General features: G+C 69.8%; 14 protein-coding genes and 1 tRNA gene. 7 read left to right on the forward strand and 8 right to left on the reverse strand.

The features are described 5' to 3' along the window. Positions 1–9: 9 nt before the first annotated feature. Positions 10–849 carry a DUF4097 family beta strand repeat-containing protein gene (locus tag QF035_RS35825; protein ID WP_307524868.1) on the reverse strand — a complete coding sequence of 280 codons (840 nt, stop codon included), beginning with the start codon at positions 847–849 and terminating at the stop codon, positions 10–12. 327 nt (positions 850–1,176) lie between these two features. On the opposite strand from QF035_RS35825, the gene QF035_RS35830 reads away from it, so the two are divergent. Then, positions 1,177–1,251: transfer RNA gene (locus QF035_RS35830), tRNA-Val, on the forward strand. A gap of 88 nt (positions 1,252–1,339) precedes the next feature. On the opposite strand, the gene QF035_RS35835 is transcribed toward QF035_RS35830, so the two are convergent. Continuing rightward, positions 1,340–1,678 carry a tyrosine-type recombinase/integrase gene (locus QF035_RS35835; protein WP_307524870.1) on the reverse strand — a complete coding sequence of 113 codons (339 nt, stop codon included), beginning with the start codon at positions 1,676–1,678 and terminating at the stop codon, positions 1,340–1,342. Positions 1,679–2,120: 442 nt separating this feature from the next. On the opposite strand from QF035_RS35835, the gene QF035_RS35840 reads away from it, so the two are divergent. From QF035_RS35840 to QF035_RS35850, 3 genes are all read left to right on the forward strand, one after another. Continuing rightward, the gene (locus QF035_RS35840) at positions 2,121–3,845 is read left to right on the forward strand and encodes an ice-binding family protein (RefSeq protein WP_307524872.1); all 1,725 of its coding nucleotides are present in this window, start codon (positions 2,121–2,123) and stop codon (positions 3,843–3,845) included. An 809-nt stretch (positions 3,846–4,654) separates the two neighbouring features. After that, the gene (locus tag QF035_RS35845; protein WP_307524873.1) at positions 4,655–4,990 is read left to right on the forward strand and encodes a hypothetical protein; all 336 of its coding nucleotides are present in this window, start codon (positions 4,655–4,657) and stop codon (positions 4,988–4,990) included. Positions 4,991–5,202: 212 nt separating this feature from the next. Further along, the gene (locus QF035_RS35850; RefSeq protein ID WP_307524875.1) at positions 5,203–6,576 is read left to right on the forward strand and encodes a Tat pathway signal sequence domain protein; all 1,374 of its coding nucleotides are present in this window, start codon (positions 5,203–5,205) and stop codon (positions 6,574–6,576) included. 22 nt (positions 6,577–6,598) lie between these two features. On the opposite strand, the gene QF035_RS35855 is transcribed toward QF035_RS35850, so the two are convergent. Next, positions 6,599–6,970: a hypothetical protein gene (locus tag QF035_RS35855; RefSeq protein ID WP_307524876.1), complete on the reverse strand. Its 372-nt coding sequence runs from the start codon at positions 6,968–6,970 to the stop codon at positions 6,599–6,601. 145 nt (positions 6,971–7,115) lie between these two features. Between QF035_RS35855 and QF035_RS35860 the strand changes: the two genes are divergently transcribed. Next, positions 7,116–7,628 (forward strand): GNAT family N-acetyltransferase, encoded by a 513-nt coding sequence (locus tag QF035_RS35860; RefSeq protein ID WP_307524878.1) that lies wholly within the window; start codon positions 7,116–7,118, stop codon positions 7,626–7,628. Positions 7,629–7,742: 114 nt separating this feature from the next. Beyond that, positions 7,743–7,994: a DUF2277 domain-containing protein gene (locus QF035_RS35865; RefSeq protein ID WP_307524880.1), complete on the forward strand. Its 252-nt coding sequence runs from the start codon at positions 7,743–7,745 to the stop codon at positions 7,992–7,994. A gap of 149 nt (positions 7,995–8,143) precedes the next feature. Here the strand turns inward: QF035_RS35865 and QF035_RS35870 are convergent, their stop codons facing one another. Next, a complete protein-coding gene (locus tag QF035_RS35870; RefSeq protein WP_307524883.1) occupies positions 8,144–8,866 on the reverse strand; it encodes a DedA family protein in 723 nt (240 codons plus the stop codon). A 355-nt stretch (positions 8,867–9,221) separates the two neighbouring features. On the opposite strand from QF035_RS35870, the gene QF035_RS35875 reads away from it, so the two are divergent. Then, positions 9,222–9,812, forward strand: coding sequence for a superoxide dismutase family protein (locus QF035_RS35875; protein WP_307524885.1), 591 nt, complete (start codon positions 9,222–9,224; stop codon positions 9,810–9,812). Between the two features lie 134 nt (positions 9,813–9,946). On the opposite strand, the gene QF035_RS35880 is transcribed toward QF035_RS35875, so the two are convergent. The 4 genes from QF035_RS35880 to QF035_RS35895 all read right to left on the reverse strand — a co-directional run bounded on the left by QF035_RS35880 (position 9,947) and on the right by QF035_RS35895 (position 15,315). Next, positions 9,947–10,411, reverse strand: a complete 465-nt coding sequence (locus tag QF035_RS35880) for a DoxX family protein (RefSeq protein WP_307524887.1) — start codon at positions 10,409–10,411, stop codon at positions 9,947–9,949. A gap of 89 nt (positions 10,412–10,500) precedes the next feature. Next, complete coding sequence (locus tag QF035_RS35885; protein ID WP_373467009.1) at positions 10,501–12,417, reverse strand: FAD/NAD(P)-binding protein; 1,917 nt, start codon at positions 12,415–12,417, stop codon at positions 10,501–10,503. Between the two features lie 442 nt (positions 12,418–12,859). Next, positions 12,860–14,503, reverse strand: coding sequence for an alkaline phosphatase D family protein (locus QF035_RS35890; RefSeq protein ID WP_307524889.1), 1,644 nt, complete (start codon positions 14,501–14,503; stop codon positions 12,860–12,862). 167 nt (positions 14,504–14,670) lie between these two features. Continuing rightward, entirely contained in the window at positions 14,671–15,315 is a 645-nt protein-coding gene (locus QF035_RS35895; RefSeq protein WP_189838102.1) for an HNH endonuclease family protein, read from the reverse strand. Positions 15,316–15,446: the final 131 nt, after the last annotated feature.

Here is a 15,446-nt window from a genome sequence, read left to right on the forward strand (position 1 = left end):
ACGGGCCGGTTAGTTCGCCGTACGGACCGTGACTTTCCCGTCCTTCGTGTGGGCGGACACCACATGAGAGCTGCGCTCGTCGCGGGGCACCGACACATCCACTCCGCCGTCGTCGGTGCCGGTGGTGACACGGTACGTGGCCTCCGGCAGCGCGATGGTGACGGAACCGTCGTCGCTACGCGCCGAGACCTTGTCCGGTACGGCGGCGAGGTCGAGCCGCACCGACCCGTCCTTGGTGTTCACGTTCAGGCGCTTGGAGTCGATGCCGCTCGCCCTGACCGAGCCGTCATCGGTACGCAGGGTGAGCGCCCCGGCCACGTCCTCGACCCCTACGGAGCCGTCCTTCGTGTGGATGTTCAGCGAGTCCTTGAAACCGTCGGCCTTCACGCTGCCGTCGTCTCCCCTCACGACGACCGCCACGTCACGCGGCACCTCGATGCGGTGCTTCGCCGAGCAGTCGGCGACCACACCCGAGCAGTGCATACGGAGCTTGAGCGTGCCGTCCTTCATCGCCCAGGTCACCTTGGGGTCCCCACCGATCGCGACCCGCCCCTCGAACCAGCGCGTCACCTGGACCTTGTCGACGTCCGCGGCGACCAGTTCGAGCGCCGAGTCGTCGGAATCGACGGTCAGCGTCCGCCCACTGAGCGCGAAGGAACGCTTCTCCGGGTCCTTGTCGTCCCCGGCACTGGCCCCACACCCGGTGGCGAACACACCGACGACCACGGCCCCCACACCGACAGCGACCAGAGAACGCCGCGGCCCACGGCCCACGCCCCGGCCGCCGCCCACAGACCCGACACCCCTGCTCGAAGACGGCTTGCTCGAAGGACGCTCAAAACCACTCATGACGGGACTCCCCCAGATTCGAATGCCCTCGGCCCCACGATGTGGCCCGGACATACTTCGACCGTACGGAGCCGGGGCTCACCGGGGGATCCGGGCCACTCCCGGGTTGGGGGTGGGGTAAACCCCCGCATGGCGGAGGAGGGGAGCGGGACGCCGACTCCGGACCGGTTCCTGCTCCGGAACCGGGGTCGGGGCCGGACACTGGCGTCAGCACTGGGACCGGCATCGACGTCGGCACCCTGACCGGCACCGGCACCGGGACCGCTTCCGCCCCGTAACGGGTTTGCGGGGCACTGCCCCGGGCAATGTAGGCTGTCGACTCGTCCCGGGTGCGTAGCTCAGTGGTAGAGCGCCGCCCTTACAAGGCGGATGTCGGCGGTTCGAAACCGTCCGCGCCCACCAGTCCCAGGACATGAACGAGGCCCAGGCCGACCGGTGCGAATCCGGCGGTCTGGGCTTTGATCTTTCTTGGCTGCCAGGTGACGTCGTGTCACTGCATGCCGGAAAGTCCACTTGCGCGGCCCGCACGGACGAGTGGCCCATGCGGTGCATCGGCTCGCGCGGGGTCTCCCCACCGGTCGCGGCGAGGGGTGCTTCCGGTGTGCCGGAGATCGTGGAAGTGGACGTCACCGAGGCCGGTCGCGTCGAGCGCCCGGAGCCAGATCCGCCGGATGCTGTTCCGTCGCAGGACGCCACCGCGAGTGCCGACGAAGACGAGCCCGGTTCGGCCGGCACTCGCGTACTCGGCGAGGTGGTGAGGCAACTCCGTGACGAGGGAAGCCGGGAGCGCCACGGCGCGGACACCGGCCGCGCTCTTGGATGCCTTCACCTGGAGTCAGTCTGTGCGCGTCTCGGGGTAGGAACGACGGACGGAGGCGCAGGTTGAGGACGCCCGCATTGCGTTGCCCGGAACGGCCCGTCTGAGCCGGTCGGCGCGGCCTTGATCCGGCCGGTGACCCGGCTTCCGGAGGACTGGCCGATGGCTTGGAATCAAGCACCGCCACGCCCGACAAGGTGAATAACGCACCTCCTTCACCTCCTTCGGCCCACTATCGGTATGTGGCTTATGTGGATATTGCTAATTTTTGAGTGGTAAGTGATATTTCATCACCCCATCCGCAGGGCTCGCCCTGCGGACCTCTGCTTACGGCTGATGCCGCAGAACCTCGACACGAGACGCGGCTTTTGGTCTGACCGGAACTCATTACGGGAGTTCGGAATGCCCTTTGTCGGGGCGGCTGAACTCAACGGCGGCAAGAAAGGTCACTCCTATGGCAGTGGTTGCCAACTCGTCCCGTTCACCAGGCAGAATCCGTGTACGTCATCGGCTCAGGCCGCGTCTCGCACTCCTGTCCGGAGCGGTGCTGCTGGCCACGGCCACGGTCGCGCTGGCTTCCGGCGCCGCGCAGGCCGCAGAAGCCCCCGTTGAACTGGGGACCGCCAAGAGCTACTCGGTCCTGGCGGGTTCAACGGTTACCAACACCGGCCCCACCGTCATCAACGGCGACGTGGGACTCAGCCCGGGCTCTTCGGTGACGGGCTTCTCGCAGTCGACGCCCTCCGGCCCCGGACAGATTTTCGGCGACCTGAACGTGGCCAACGCCGAGGCCATTCAGGCGAAGACGGACCTGGGCACCGCCTACACCGACGCTGCCGGCCGCGGACCCGGGGCCGCCATTACGGCCGACCTCGGCGGACAGGTGCTGGTGCCCGGCGTCTACACGGCCTCGTCATCGATGGGACTCACCGGAGCCCTCACCCTCAACGCCAAGGGCGACCCGAACGCCGTCTTCATCTTCCAGGCCGGATCGACCCTGACCACCGCTTCGGCGAGCAGCGTCGTCCTCGTCAACGGTGCACAGCCCTGCAACGTGTTCTGGAAGGTGGGCAGTTCCGCCACGCTCGGGACCAACTCCAAATTCGTGGGCACCATCCTGGCCCAGGAATCCATCACGGTGACGACCGGCACCGAGATCCAGGGCCGAGCCCTTGCGCAGACCGGCGCGGTCACGCTGGACGACAACGTCATCACGACGCCGACCTGCGCGACTGGCCCCACCGGTCCTCCTGGCCCTACGGGTCCCCCCGGGCCCACCGGGCCTGAAGGGCCCACCGGACCTACCGGATCTACCGGACCTACCGGACCTGAAGGACCCACCGGACCTGAGGGACCCGAAGGTCCTGAAGGCCCCACCGGTCCTGAGGGCCCTGAGGGACCTGAAGGACCTGCCGGTCCCACCGGTCCTGAGGGCCCTGAGGGACCTGAAGGACCTGCCGGTCCCACCGGGCCTGAGGGTCCTGAGGGGCCTGAAGGTCCCACCGGTCCTGAGGGGCCTGAAGGACCTGCCGGGCCCACCGGTCCCACCGGCACCACCGGACCTGAGGGACCTGAAGGACCCGCCGGACCTGAGGGACCTGAAGGACCCGCCGGACCCACCGGACCTGAGGGACCCGAAGGGCCTGAAGGCCCCACCGGTCCTGAGGGACCTGAGGGACCTGAAGGACCCGCCGGCCCTGAGGGACCTGAAGGACCCGCCGGACCTGAGGGACCTGAAGGACCCGCCGGACCTGAGGGACCCGAAGGACCCGCCGGACCTGAGGGACCCGAAGGACCCGCCGGACCTGAAGGACCTCAAGGCCCTGAAGGCCCTGAAGGCCCTGAAGGCCCCCAGGGCCCCGCGGGACCTGGCGGTGGAGGTGATCACGGGCACGACCAGGGTCACGACGGCAATGGCGGCCACGACGGTCACGACGGCAATGGCGGCCACGACGGCAATGGCGGCCACGACGGCAATGGCGGTCACGACGGCAACGGTGGCCACGGCGGACACAAGCCCGACTGCCAGAAGCACGAGGGCCCTCCGCCCTGGGCGCAGCACGGGAGGGGCGTGTTGTTGAAGCCCTGGGTGCAGCACGGGAGGGGCGTGTTGTTGAAGCCCTGGGTGCAGCACGAGAAGGGCTTCTCGCTGAGGCCCCTGACGGAATGCGAGGACTAAGAGAAACCTCGCCTGTATCTCCCTGAGGTGAGAACCGGGACAAGTAAGGGGCGCCTTCGGAAGAAGGCGCCCCTTACCGGCGCTGACAAGCACCTGATCGCAGTCCCTGCCTCGCCGGGAGGCAAGGAGCGCGCAGCTCAGCCCTCGTGGCGGCGTCGTGGCGAGTGGTCGCTGACTCCACACACAAAGTCGTCCGTACGGCTTCCGTCGACGTGTCACCTGGGTCGGCCACCCATGGTCCCGATGGTGCCGCCGAAAAACACGAGACGAAGCAATGCCCGATCCGTGCCCGTAGGCGTGGACAACCACGATCAAAAGCGGTGCGATCAAGACCGCGCAACGGCGTCGGCGCGACGAATCCACGCAGGTCAGCACCCATGTGCCTGCGCAAGCGCCGTCGCTTCCCGGCGCCGCTCCCGTCCGAGCTCCAGGAGCGGGTGTCGGTGCGTGCCGCACTCCTGCCGCATCGTGCGGTCGACCACGGTTCGCCGCAGTCGAGATGCGCCGCAGTCGACGAGATGCGCGGCCGCGATGAAGCCCATCCGAACTCCGGGTGGCCTGCGCACCCCCCCCGACGCCCCGAACACCCGCCCTCGCCGCCGTGTCAATTGCTGACTTTCCGAGGGCGGTGGGGGTCCAGGCTCCGGCCATACTGGCAGCGAGCGAGACATTGAAGCGTCAGGCAGTATCCGCCACGGACGAAAGGCCCTGAAATGGCCGAGCGGAAACGTGAGCGACCATCAGGCCTGGACACGTTCTCCCTTCCGGGGCCTCAGCCGGGCGCCCAGGAGCACCCTGCAGAAGGCCTGATGGGGGACGTGAGGCGTGGAGTCGAACAGCGCCGGTATCTGCGCGGGATGATCTTTCCGGAAGTCGCCGTGGTGGAGAGGCTGTACGGGTTGTCTGAGAAGGAGGTTCGGTCGGTGATCAGGCAACTTCGAGACGAAGAGCTGCTGCAACTGCACGACGACTACCAGGAGACCTACTTCATCGATGTCGGTCGAGGAACCCCGAGAACCCCGAGTCGGGAGTCGACGGACACCGGACCCGTCGCCCAGGTGGCCGATTTGACCGCAAGACTCCAGGAACTCAGCAGCCGTGTTCAGGCTTTGGAGTCCATAGTTCTGGGCCGTGACGAGAGGTGATCTCCGGCTAGCGGTTGCGGCGGCTCTTTCGAGATCGCGGCGCTCCTGCTGTGCCCGGCCCAACAGGCTCGTGTGACACGGGCGTTGACCCTGTCCCCATGCGACAGCACAATGAGCGCGCGTTCTTGAGAGCGCTCTCAAGGTGGATGCTCCCCGTGCGTTCGCTCGTGGTTGTGCCCGCGCATTCGGTCCGTACGTTCCCAGGGAGAGTCATGGTCGGCAGGCAAGGTCCGGTGGTTGGTCGTCGTTCGCTCATTGGGGCTGGACTCGGTGTAGGTGCTGCGGTGTTCGGTGTGGGTGGGGCCGGGGCGGCGTATGCCGCCGGGGAGTCCGCTCGGCGGCGTGGGCTTGGGTTCTTGGGTGCTGCTATGGACGGCTATCCCGATCATGGGAGCGTTCGGCTGACGCAGAGTTACAGCGATCAGGCTGGGCTGTTCAGTACGGCGTTCACGTACGACAACGCACTGGCGATCCTGGCTCATCTGGCGGGTGGTGGCGCCGGTGGGCGGGCCAGAGCCGTGGTGCTTGGTGATGCGTTGCTCTACGCCCAGAAGCATGACCCGGTGTACGACGACGGCAGGTTGCGGCAGGCCTACAACGTCGGGCCGTACACCTTCTTCGACGGGTCGCTGCAGCCGGATGGATTCGTGCGGGCCGACGGAACTGCCAACGTGGGGACGCAGTTCGGGTTCACGGGGACGGCCGTGGGTGACATGGCCTGGGCCGGGATTGCGCTGAGTGCCCTTGCTCGGGGGACCGGGGCCCGTCGTTTTCTTGAGGGTGCTGTGCGGATCGGTGCGTGGATCGAGCGGATCGGGCGTACCGACGAACCCCTCGGGGGCTACAAGTTCGGGGTCAACGGGGCCGACGAGAAATTGCCCTTCACCTCCACCGAGCACAACACCGATCTGGTCTGTCTGTTCGGTCGGCTCGCTCTGCTCACCGGTGACCGGGTGTGGCGGGGGCGGCGTGCGCGGGCCGAGGCCTTCGTCGAGAAGATGTGGGAGCCGGACGGGGGCTTCTTCTACACCGGCACCAACGACGGGGTGACGGTCAACAAGTCCCCGATCCCCGAGGACACCCAGACCTGGACCCATCTCGCCCTCGACTCCCACAGGTATTCGCGGTCGCTGGACTGGGCGGCGGCCGAGCTGGCCGTGATCGACCACGCCGGGCGGCGGAACAGTACGGTGCCGACGGGGCAGACGTACGAAGGCGTCACCTTCAGCTCCGCCAGTCTGGTGGCGAACGAGGACGCCCCGATCGCCGAGTTCCAGCCCAAGCCCGACCGCAATGGGGTGTGGTTCGAGGGGACCGCTCATCTTGCGCTCGCTCTTCGGGACCGGAGCAGGGCCGGTGATGAGACGAGTGCCCGACGGCTGGTCGCCAGTATTGAGCGGGCTCAGGATCTGCTCGGGGCTGGGCAGACCGTGGGCGGTCGTGCGCTTCCCGAGCGTTCCGGTGTCGTCTCGGCCAGCAGCCCGCTCGACACCGGGTTCGGCTTCGGCTACTACCCGTACCGGCACGTGGGGGCCACCGCTTGGTACCTGCTGGCGGCCACGCGTACCAATCCGCTGCGGGCCTGAACGGCAGGGCCAGTCACGGGCCTTACGGGGTGGAGCGGCCCTCCGCCTCTGCCTCCCGTACGTGTGCCTCCGTCTCCCGTACGTGCTTGAGCGACATCCGGGCGTCCACCTTCTCCGCGGCCGCGACCTCCGCCCAGAAGCGGTGGCAGGTCACGAAGACCGTGAGTTCGCGCTCGCGCTCGCGGAGTTTCTCCACCTCGGCCTGTTCGTCGGCCGTCCAGCCGGGGGAGGCGGGGCGCTCCACCTTGCGCCAGCCGTGGTCGTCGCTGAAGCCGTCCAGGGGCTCGACCGACCAGGGGAGCCGCTTCAGGAGGGCCAGAAGCTCGGCCCGGACCTGATGCAGTTCCTCCTGACCGGCCAGGAGGTCACTCGGGAAGTCGTAGGTCGTAGCCACGCGACAATGCTACGCCTGTTCGATTTTGGGATGCGAGTTCCTTGGGGGACTTCACACGAATGTGTCGCGGTGGCGGCCCGCGCCACGGCCGCGGTGCCCTGTCGGGCCCCTGGCGTTGTCCGACCCCCGTCCTAGGGTGGCCACCATGGACAGCGCAGAGACATCGCAGGTGAGACTGCACGCGTGGGCGGAAGGTGACTTCTGGCTTCTCCAGAGGGCCAACAGCCCCGAGATGACGGAGCACTTGGGTGGTCCGGAGACCGAGGAGAAGCTCGTCGACCGGCACCGGCGTTACGTCGGCCTGGGGCCGGGGTGCATGTATCGGGTCACGTCGGCCGACACCGGCGACACGGTCGGCTCGATCGGCTTCTGGGAGCGGGAGTGGCGGGGCGAGAAGGTGTGGGAGACCGGGTGGGGGGTGCTGCCCGAGTTCCAGGGGCACGGTTTCGCCGCGGCGGCGGCCCACGCGGTCGTCGAAGAGGCGAGGGCGGCTGGAGAGCACCGGTACCTTCACGCGTTCCCGAGCGTGGATCACCACGCGTCGAACGCGGTCTGCCGCAGCGCCGGATTCGAACTGCTCGGTACGGCCGAGTTCGAGTACCCGAAGGGTCACTGGATCACGTCGAACGACTGGCGGGTGGACCTCGGCGAAGGCTGACGCCGCCCGAAGCCCCTGGTCGTGGCCTCCGCGATCCGTGGGGAGGCCTCGGCTGTCCGTGGAGGCGCCGCCGTTCCCGGGCGCGATGTCAGTGCCGCGCGCGAGACTGGACGTATGTGCCGCAGCATCAAGACTCTCCGACCGCCCGTCCTGCCCGAAGAGGCCACGGACGAGGACATCCGCGCCGCCGCGCTCCAGTACGTCCGCAAGGTCTCCGGCTTCCGAGCCCCGGCCGCGCACAACCGCGAGGTCTTCGACCGCGCGGTCGACGCGATCGCCGAGGCCACGGCCGAGCTGCTGGACGGCCTGGAGATACGAGGGCAGACGGCCACCAGTCGTCAGGCCGAAAGCCGCCAGGCCGGCTGACCGCCCGACGCCTGACCGGCGCCCGTCGAGCTAGGTCCGTCCGAGGCGCGCAGCCACTGGCGTACGTAGCCGCTGGTGCGCTCAGCCAGAGGTGCGGCCGGTCAGTGGCGTGCCCGCCCGAGGGCACGTCCGCCCGGGCCGCGTACGCCTCAGGCGCCCGGGCCCGCCTCGGGCATCTGCACCTGAACCGGCACCGGTACCGACACGGGTACGGGTACCGGTACGGGCACAGCTGCCGATGACGGTCGTCGCATCAGGAACGCCGCCCCCGCGCCCGCCCCGAACAGCGCCACCAGCGAAACGCCGGTGGCGAGCCAGGTCGCGCCCAGCCACTGACCGCCGAAGTAGCCGAGGCCGACGCTGTACGCGGCCCAGGCGAGCCCCGCGAGGATCGACCACGGCAGGAATTCGCGGACTCGACGGTGCGCGGCGCCCGCGCCGAGCGAGACGACCGAGCGGCCGGCGGGCGCGAAGCGGGCCAGGACGACCAGGGCGCCGCCGCCGCGTGCCAGCGCCGCGCCGAGACGTTCCTGCGCGCCCCTCAGGCGCCGGGAGCGGGCGATGGCACGGTCCAGGCGCTCCCCGCCGCGCCAGGCCAGCCGGTACGCGACCAGGTCGCCGAGGACCGAGGCGGTCGCGGCGCAGAGGGTCAGCGCGAGGAGGTCCGGCACGTGCGCGGCCGGGATGTCCGGCACGTGCACGGCAGCCGCGCCGGTACCGGCCGCGGCCGCCGTCGCCGCCGTGATGACGAGGACGCCGCTCGGCAGTACCGGCAGAAAGACGTCGAACAGGACTGACACAGCCACCACGGCATAGATCCATTGGCTGTAGATCCAAGGGCTGCCGGACAGCGACCCCACACTCTCAAGCACCCGAACTCCCCTGTGTCTCCCCCGTAGGCCCGAACCGTGCCGTGATGCCGCGATGTCGCGGGGGAGCGGCAGGAGCGGCCTGTGACAGCCATACAGCGTACGCCTCGGGTCCGACATGAGATCCACAGGGGGCACGTGCGTTCGCCACATCATGTTCACCCGGCTGCCGCTTCCCGGCGGGCGGGCCGGCGCCGCGTCCCGTACCAACGGAAAGGGGCGGCCAACGGTGTGAGGAGCGGAACCGGCGATGGTGTCAGGAACAGCGGTAGTACGAACGGGTCGAACAGGTCGAACAGAGCGGGCGGAGCGAACAGGGCGAACGGGTCGGACGGGTCGGGCAGGAAGAACGGGAGCGGTGGGTCTCGTCGTCCTGGCGTTGGCGTCGGCCGCGCTCGCGACCGGCGCGGGCGGCGCCCACGGTGCGACCGGCGGCGACGGCGGCACGGTCGAGCCGGGTGGCGGTGCGGGCGGCACCGGCGGCAAGCACGGCTACTCGATGCGGACGGACGCCCGCTTCGCCCCGCCCGGCGCATTCGTTCCGTCGGCGGCCGTCACGTACGACATGAGGCTCGTGCCCGCCGGCTCGTGGATCGAGGTCGGCCAGCGCAGTTCGGAGCGCGGCGCCACGACGGTGAAGCTGCGGGTGACCGGGCTGAAGGCGGGCCACGAGTACGGCGCGCATGTGCACCGGAAGCCGTGCGGCGCCGATCCGGCCGCCGCGGGCGGGCACTACCAGCACCGGCCGTCCACGGACCCCGCCAGTGTGAACCCCGACAACGAGGTCTGGCTCGACTTCACGGCCGACTCACGTGGGGCGGGTGGGGCGAGTGCGCGGCACGACTGGAACTTCCGGTTCGGGGAGGCCGCGTCTGTGGTGCTGCACGGTGAACAGGGTGGCTCGGGCATGCGGTTGGCCTGCTTCACGGTGCCGTTCGGCTGGGCGTGAGTGATCTGCTCGGCCGGGTGTTCGTCTGCGGGTGCGTCGTGGCTGGTCGCGCAGTTCCCCGCGCCCCTTCGGGGCGTGGGTGCCCGCCCCTCGATGCGGCAGGGGCGGGCGCAGCTCGCTTGCGGGAGCGGGTGTCAGGCCGTGATCGGCTCCGAAGAGCGCTTCCCGTCCGCGGATGACGACGAGGACGAGGACGAGCGGCCCTTGAACAGTCGGTCCAGGCCGAGCGCGCCCGAGCCGGTGAAGACCAGCAGGAGCATCGACCAGGAGTACATGGCCGCGCCCTCGCCGTTGTTCCTGATCGGCCAGAGGTGCTCGGGCTGGTGGACCTTGAAGTACGCGTAGGCCATCGCGCCCGACGCGATGAACGCCGCGATACGGGTGCCGAGGCCCAGCAGGACCAGGCTGCCGCCGACGAGCTCGATGACGGCCGCGTACCAGTTGGGCCAGGCGCCGGTCTCGACGGTGGAGCCCTTGCCGTCCAGTCCGCCGAGTACGCCGAGGAGCGAGACGGCGCCGTGGCAGGCGAAGAGCAGGCCGATGACTATGCGGAACAGGCCGATGGCGTACGGCTGGGCGCTGTTGAGGCGTCCGGTCATGTGGGGAGAACTCCTTCGGTCTGGATCCGGTCCCGGAAAGGGGCCGGTGTGGGGGACGGAACCGAGTGAGTGCTCAACGTTAGGTCGGCCTAATCGATGCTTGCAAGTTCAACTTTTGGCCATGCTTGTGCGTGCGCTGTGGGTTCCGGATCCGCCTCGCGGCCTTGTCCCGCTTGGTCCGCGGCCGTCCGCAGAACGGCCCGCGCCACCGCGTCGGCGTCCGACAGCGTGACCGAGTCCACACCGGGCCTGGCCCCGGCGGCGGTCACCCAGTGCACACCCTCCGTAGGCACTCCTATCGCGAACCGCCTTGCGTGCGCGCGTCCCTGACGGTCGATCAGACGGTAGGGGCGCTGTGTTACGTCCAGCCCTCCGGTTTCGTAACCGTCCACGGTGTGCGGGCGGCACTGGCCCGTCTTCAGGAGCCGGGCGAGGAGTTCGTCGGCCGTCCGCCGGAGGTCCGGCTCGGGCAGTCGTGCCTCGACGAGTGTCGTCGCCGTCACGGTCGAGCCGGGCACGTCGGGGGAGTGCGCCACCCAGGCCCCGTCCTCGGCCCGCACCTCCAGTCGCGGGCCGAGCACCTCCAGCACGCCCGCCTCGATCAGCGCGGTCATCTCCTCGATACGGCGCCGGGGCGGACCGATCGACAGGAACGCGTTGAGCGGGGTGTACCAGCGGTCCAGGTGCTCCCGGCGCGAGGTTCCGCCGAGCCCGCCGTGGTCGACGATCTGCCGCAACTCGTTGCGCAGGTCGCGCAGTACGTCGAGAGCCGCTTTGAGGGGACCGTCGACGTTGCCGAGCGCGGCCTGTGCGGCGTCCTCGCGGAGATGGTCCAGCAGCCACTCCCGGAAGTCGCCGGTACCGGTGAAGACCCGACCGCCGTACGGCCGTGAAATCCGGTCCCAGGACCAGCGGTCGGCCTCCGCGATCCCGAACTCGCCCAGGACCAGGGCCTCTTGGGCGTCACGGTGGGGGACCGCGAGGAAGCGCTCACGGAAGCCGCGTATCAGGGTGGCGTCGGGTCCCAACAACCCCTCGTAATAGACGGTTTCGACCTCCTTCGCCACCAACGGCCATATCTCCGTGAGGAAGTCCGGCGCGTCGCCCGAGTCCGCGCGTTTGCGGAAGCGGGAGATGACGTCGGGGGTGAGGGCGAGGGGCACGTGACGCCCGTACGGGCCCTTCGCGTTGTCGCCGCGGGCCTGGTACGGGATGCCGCGGCGGGAGCCGGCCCGCAGGTGCGGCTCCCGGCCCGAGGGGAGGTAGCGCAGGCCGGCCGGGGTGCGCCGGAAGCGGCCTCCGCGGGCCGTCGTCAACAGCGCCATGTGGTCGAAGAAGTTGAGGCCCAGACCGCGCAGGAGGACGGTCTCGCCGGGGGCGACGGAGGAGAGGTCGAGGTCCGCCGGGTTGGCGGGCGGGACATGACGCAGGCCGTGGCGGTCGGCGTACGCGGCCAGGCGCTGCTGTGCCCGGTCGGCCACGGCCGGCAGATGGCCCTGGGCCAGGACCACGGCGGACAGGTCCGGGAGGGTCCGGCCGTTGTCGAGTACGAGGACCTGGTGGCCGTCGGCCGTCTCGTCGAGGCGGGTCGCGCGCGCCCGGTGCGTCAGGACCCGAAGCCCGGGCGGTGCCCCGCGGACCACCTCGCCGAAGACCCACTCCAGGTACTGCCCGTACTGGGCGCGGGTCGGATAGTCGTCCGGGCCCAGCTCGCCGTCGGCCCAGGTGTGCAGGCTCGGGCCGGGGCGTATCGGGCCCGAGCAGTCCACGCTGTCGTCGGTGAAGAGGGTGACCTGCGAGGCGACGGTGTTCATCAGCAGCTCGGCCGGCTGGGCGGTGCGCCAGACCCGGCCGGGGCCCGGCGGCGACGGGTCGACGACATGGACCGTCAGACGCGTGCCGGGCGCGAGAAGCTCGGGCGCGGAGGCGCAGAGGCGTTCCAGGACGCTGGTGCCGCGGGGTCCGGCGCCGACGAGCGCGATGGACACAGTGGACACGGCAGACACGTCGGACGCGGCCTGTCCTCTCCCGGAGTTCGCGGTCTCCGTCGGGTCCGTGGTCCGTGCCGGGTCCGTCGGCTCCGCGGTCGCTGCAGACAAAGGTGTGACTCCCGGACAGGTGGGGCGCTGGGGTGCTGGGCAGAGCACACCGTCCGCGGAAGCGGACGGTCCGCATCATCATGCCGTCGCGAGCCACGGGAGCCGAGCCCTGGAACGGATCAACCGGGCCGGTTGTGGGATGCGTCACGAGCACCATGGGCGCCAAGCGTGTGCATCACGGGCAACGCGGCAGCACTTGGGCAACGTACGCAACGTGGGCAATAGACGTATGCAATCGGGGAATCGCGGGGCGTGGCCGGTCGCCGTGAGCGCCCCGCCTTCGCCCCCGTCGCGGATCGTGTGAAGAGCGCTAGCGCGTGGGGGAGTTGTGACTCTCCGTGTCCTTGTGTCAGCTGAGTTCGGATTCGACGATCGTCCTCAGCCCGGCCGCGCCGCCCCGTTCCTGCCCCGCCTGGTCGAGCCGCAGACGCGCCGAACGGCCGCGCAGGGTCAGTGTCATGAGCTGGTTGCCGAACCAAGGGCCGCCGGTTTTCCGCCAGTCGACGGGCGGACGCTCAAGTCTGCCGTGCCGGGCGAAACGTCGGCCGATGGCGCGACCGACCCCGCTCCAGCCGAAACGGAAGCCGAGCCTTATCGAGAGCGGGATGGAGTTGTGCACGGGGGAGCAGGTCAGCTGGAGCACCCGGGCGTCGGGTCCCGGCAGGCCCTCCCGCCAGACCGGCTCGGCGATGTACGCGTGGTGCACGTCCCCGGAGAGCACGCACACCGTCGCCGGCGCCTGCGGTCCCGAGCCGGCCTCGGCGATCAGCTCCGCGAGCGAGTCGAACGACGACGGGAACGCGGCCCAGTGCTCCAGGTCCGCCGCCCGCCGCAGGTTCTCCCCGAACCGGGCCCAGCGTTCGCCCCGTTCGCCCCGGCACAGCGCGGCGTTCCAGCCCTCCGCGTCGTGCACGAGGTTGGGGAGCAGCCAGGGCAGGGAGGTGCCGATGAGGAGGTGGTCGTACGAACCCGGCTCCTCCAGCACCTGCTCGCGCAGCCACGCCTCCTGGGCCGGGTCGAGCATCGAGCGGTTCTTCTCTTCGAGGACGCGGGCCGCGCGGGAGTCGACCATCAGGAGCCGGGTGCGGCCGAAGTCGCGGCGGTAGCTCCAGCGGACCGAGGCCGGGTCGTTGTCGGCGCGGGCGGCGAAGGCGCGCAGGGCGTCCGTGCCGTCGGGAGTGGCGCGGACCGCTTCGTACAGCGGGTCCTCGGCGAGGCGCTCGGGCGGGAGGTTGCCGAGGTGCTGGTGGACCCAGTACGACATCAGGCCGCTCAGGATCCGCTCGCGCCACCAGGGCGTGGCCCGCATGTCGGCGACCCATGCCTCGCTGGTGTTCCAGTCGTCGATGACGTCGTGGTCGTCGAAGATCATGCAGCTGGGCACGGTGGAGAGCAGCCAGCGGATCTCGGGGTCCAGCCACGATTCGTAGTAGAGGTGCGTGTACTCCTCGTAGTCCGCGACCTCGGCGCCCGGCGGTTCGTTCAGCCCGCGGCGGGCCTCCAGCCAGCGGCGGGTGGCGGCCGAGACCTCGTCCGCGTACACCTGGTCGCCCAACAGCAGCAGGACGTCCGGGCGTTCGCCGTCCGGGTTCGCGGCGATGCGGGCGGCGAGGGTGTCCAGGGCGTCCGGGCCCCCGGGGTCCTTCTCGTCGGCGGCCGGTGTGGCCCAGCGGCAGGAGCCGAAGGCGACCCGTACGGTCTCGTGGTCGTCCACCGGGGTGTGGATGGCCGAGGGCGGGAAGCGGGAGTCGGGGAGCGGCCAGACCTGTACCCCGTCGAGCAGCACCTCGTACGGGGACCTCGTGCCCGGGGTCAGTCCGGTGACCGGGATCAGGGCGTAGTGGTGGCCCGCGATCTGGAAGGTGCGGGACTCACCGCCCGCGCCGTCCGGGCAGCGCACCTCGGCGGTGCACGGGCGGCTCGCCTCGACCCAGATGGTCGCGGACGAGCCGTCGACGTACCTCAGCAGTGGACCCAGGCGCAGTCCCGCCACGCGATCACTCTCCTCCGTCGCCCCGTACGGTACGGAACGACGGAGGTGAGCGGGGAGGTTCCGTGCATGGTGCAGTTGATCAGGTGCCCATTGGCCGGCTGCCTGCTGCGTTCTTGCTGCTGGTCGGCTGCCGGTCGGTTGGCGATCGGCTGTGGATCAGTTGGTGATCAGCAGCCGCTCAGGACCGAGCTGAGCTTGCTCTTCTCCGCCGAGTCGACGGAGAGGTCGTAGTAGTACTTCACCTGGACCCAGGCGCGTACGTAGGTGCAGGCGTAGGCGGTGCGCGACGGCATCCACTCTGCCGGGTCCTGGTCGCTCTTCGACTGGTTCACGTTGTCCGTGACGGCGATGAGCTGCGGGCGGGTGAGGTCGTTGGCGAAGGCCTGGCGCGTGGACGCGGACCAGCTGTCGGCGCCGGAGTCCCAGGCCTCGGCCAGCGGGACGAGGTGGTCGATGTCGAGGTCGGAGGCGGCGGTCCAGGTCGCGCCGTCGTAGACGGAGTACCAACTGCCACTGGTGGCCGCGCAGGCGGAGCTGGTGACGACGTTCGTGCCGTCGCGCTTCAGGACCGTCTCACGGGTGTTGCACGTGCCGCTGATGGTGATCCAGTGGTTGAAGAGATCGCGGTCGTAGCCGGTGCGGTCCTCGGTCGCCACGGTGAGCGAGGCGAGGTAGGTGCGGGCGGTGGCCGCGCTGACCGGGGTGGGCAGTGCGGCGGAGGCGGTCGGGCCGTTGAAAAGCCCGACCATGGCTATCAATCCGGCGAAGGCGGCCACTAGACTCAGCCGTCGACGCGCGTAGATCTTCGGCATGCGAACTCCCTTGGGGTGGGGGGAAGTTGACCTGCGAGCGACTGAATGCTCGCGGTGGCCGGTTTCCGGGAGATGTGCGTCAGGTGAGAAGTTAATGACGTGGGCATGACACAACAAGGGGCGGGGCGGGA

The organism is Streptomyces umbrinus (genome assembly GCF_030817415.1).
GTDB classification, from domain to species: Bacteria; Actinomycetota; Actinomycetes; order Streptomycetales; family Streptomycetaceae; genus Streptomyces; species Streptomyces umbrinus_A.

What these genes read in the sequence shown, in the direction of transcription:
- QF035_RS35825 (WP_307524868.1), bottom strand. Translation starts at nt 849, where the DNA reads ATGAGTGGTTTTGAGCGTCCTTCGAGCAAGCCGTCTTCGAGCAGGGGT.
- QF035_RS35840 (WP_307524872.1), top strand. Translation starts at nt 2,121, where the DNA reads ATGGCAGTGGTTGCCAACTCGTCCCGTTCACCAGGCAGAATCCGTGTA.
- QF035_RS35845 (WP_307524873.1), top strand. Translation starts at nt 4,655, where the DNA reads ATGGGGGACGTGAGGCGTGGAGTCGAACAGCGCCGGTATCTGCGCGGG.
- QF035_RS35850 (WP_307524875.1), top strand. Translation starts at nt 5,203, where the DNA reads ATGGTCGGCAGGCAAGGTCCGGTGGTTGGTCGTCGTTCGCTCATTGGG.
- QF035_RS35860 (WP_307524878.1), top strand. Translation starts at nt 7,116, where the DNA reads ATGGACAGCGCAGAGACATCGCAGGTGAGACTGCACGCGTGGGCGGAA.
- QF035_RS35865 (WP_307524880.1), top strand. Translation starts at nt 7,743, where the DNA reads ATGTGCCGCAGCATCAAGACTCTCCGACCGCCCGTCCTGCCCGAAGAG.
- QF035_RS35880 (WP_307524887.1), bottom strand. Translation starts at nt 10,411, where the DNA reads ATGACCGGACGCCTCAACAGCGCCCAGCCGTACGCCATCGGCCTGTTC.
- QF035_RS35895 (WP_189838102.1), bottom strand. Translation starts at nt 15,315, where the DNA reads ATGCCGAAGATCTACGCGCGTCGACGGCTGAGTCTAGTGGCCGCCTTC.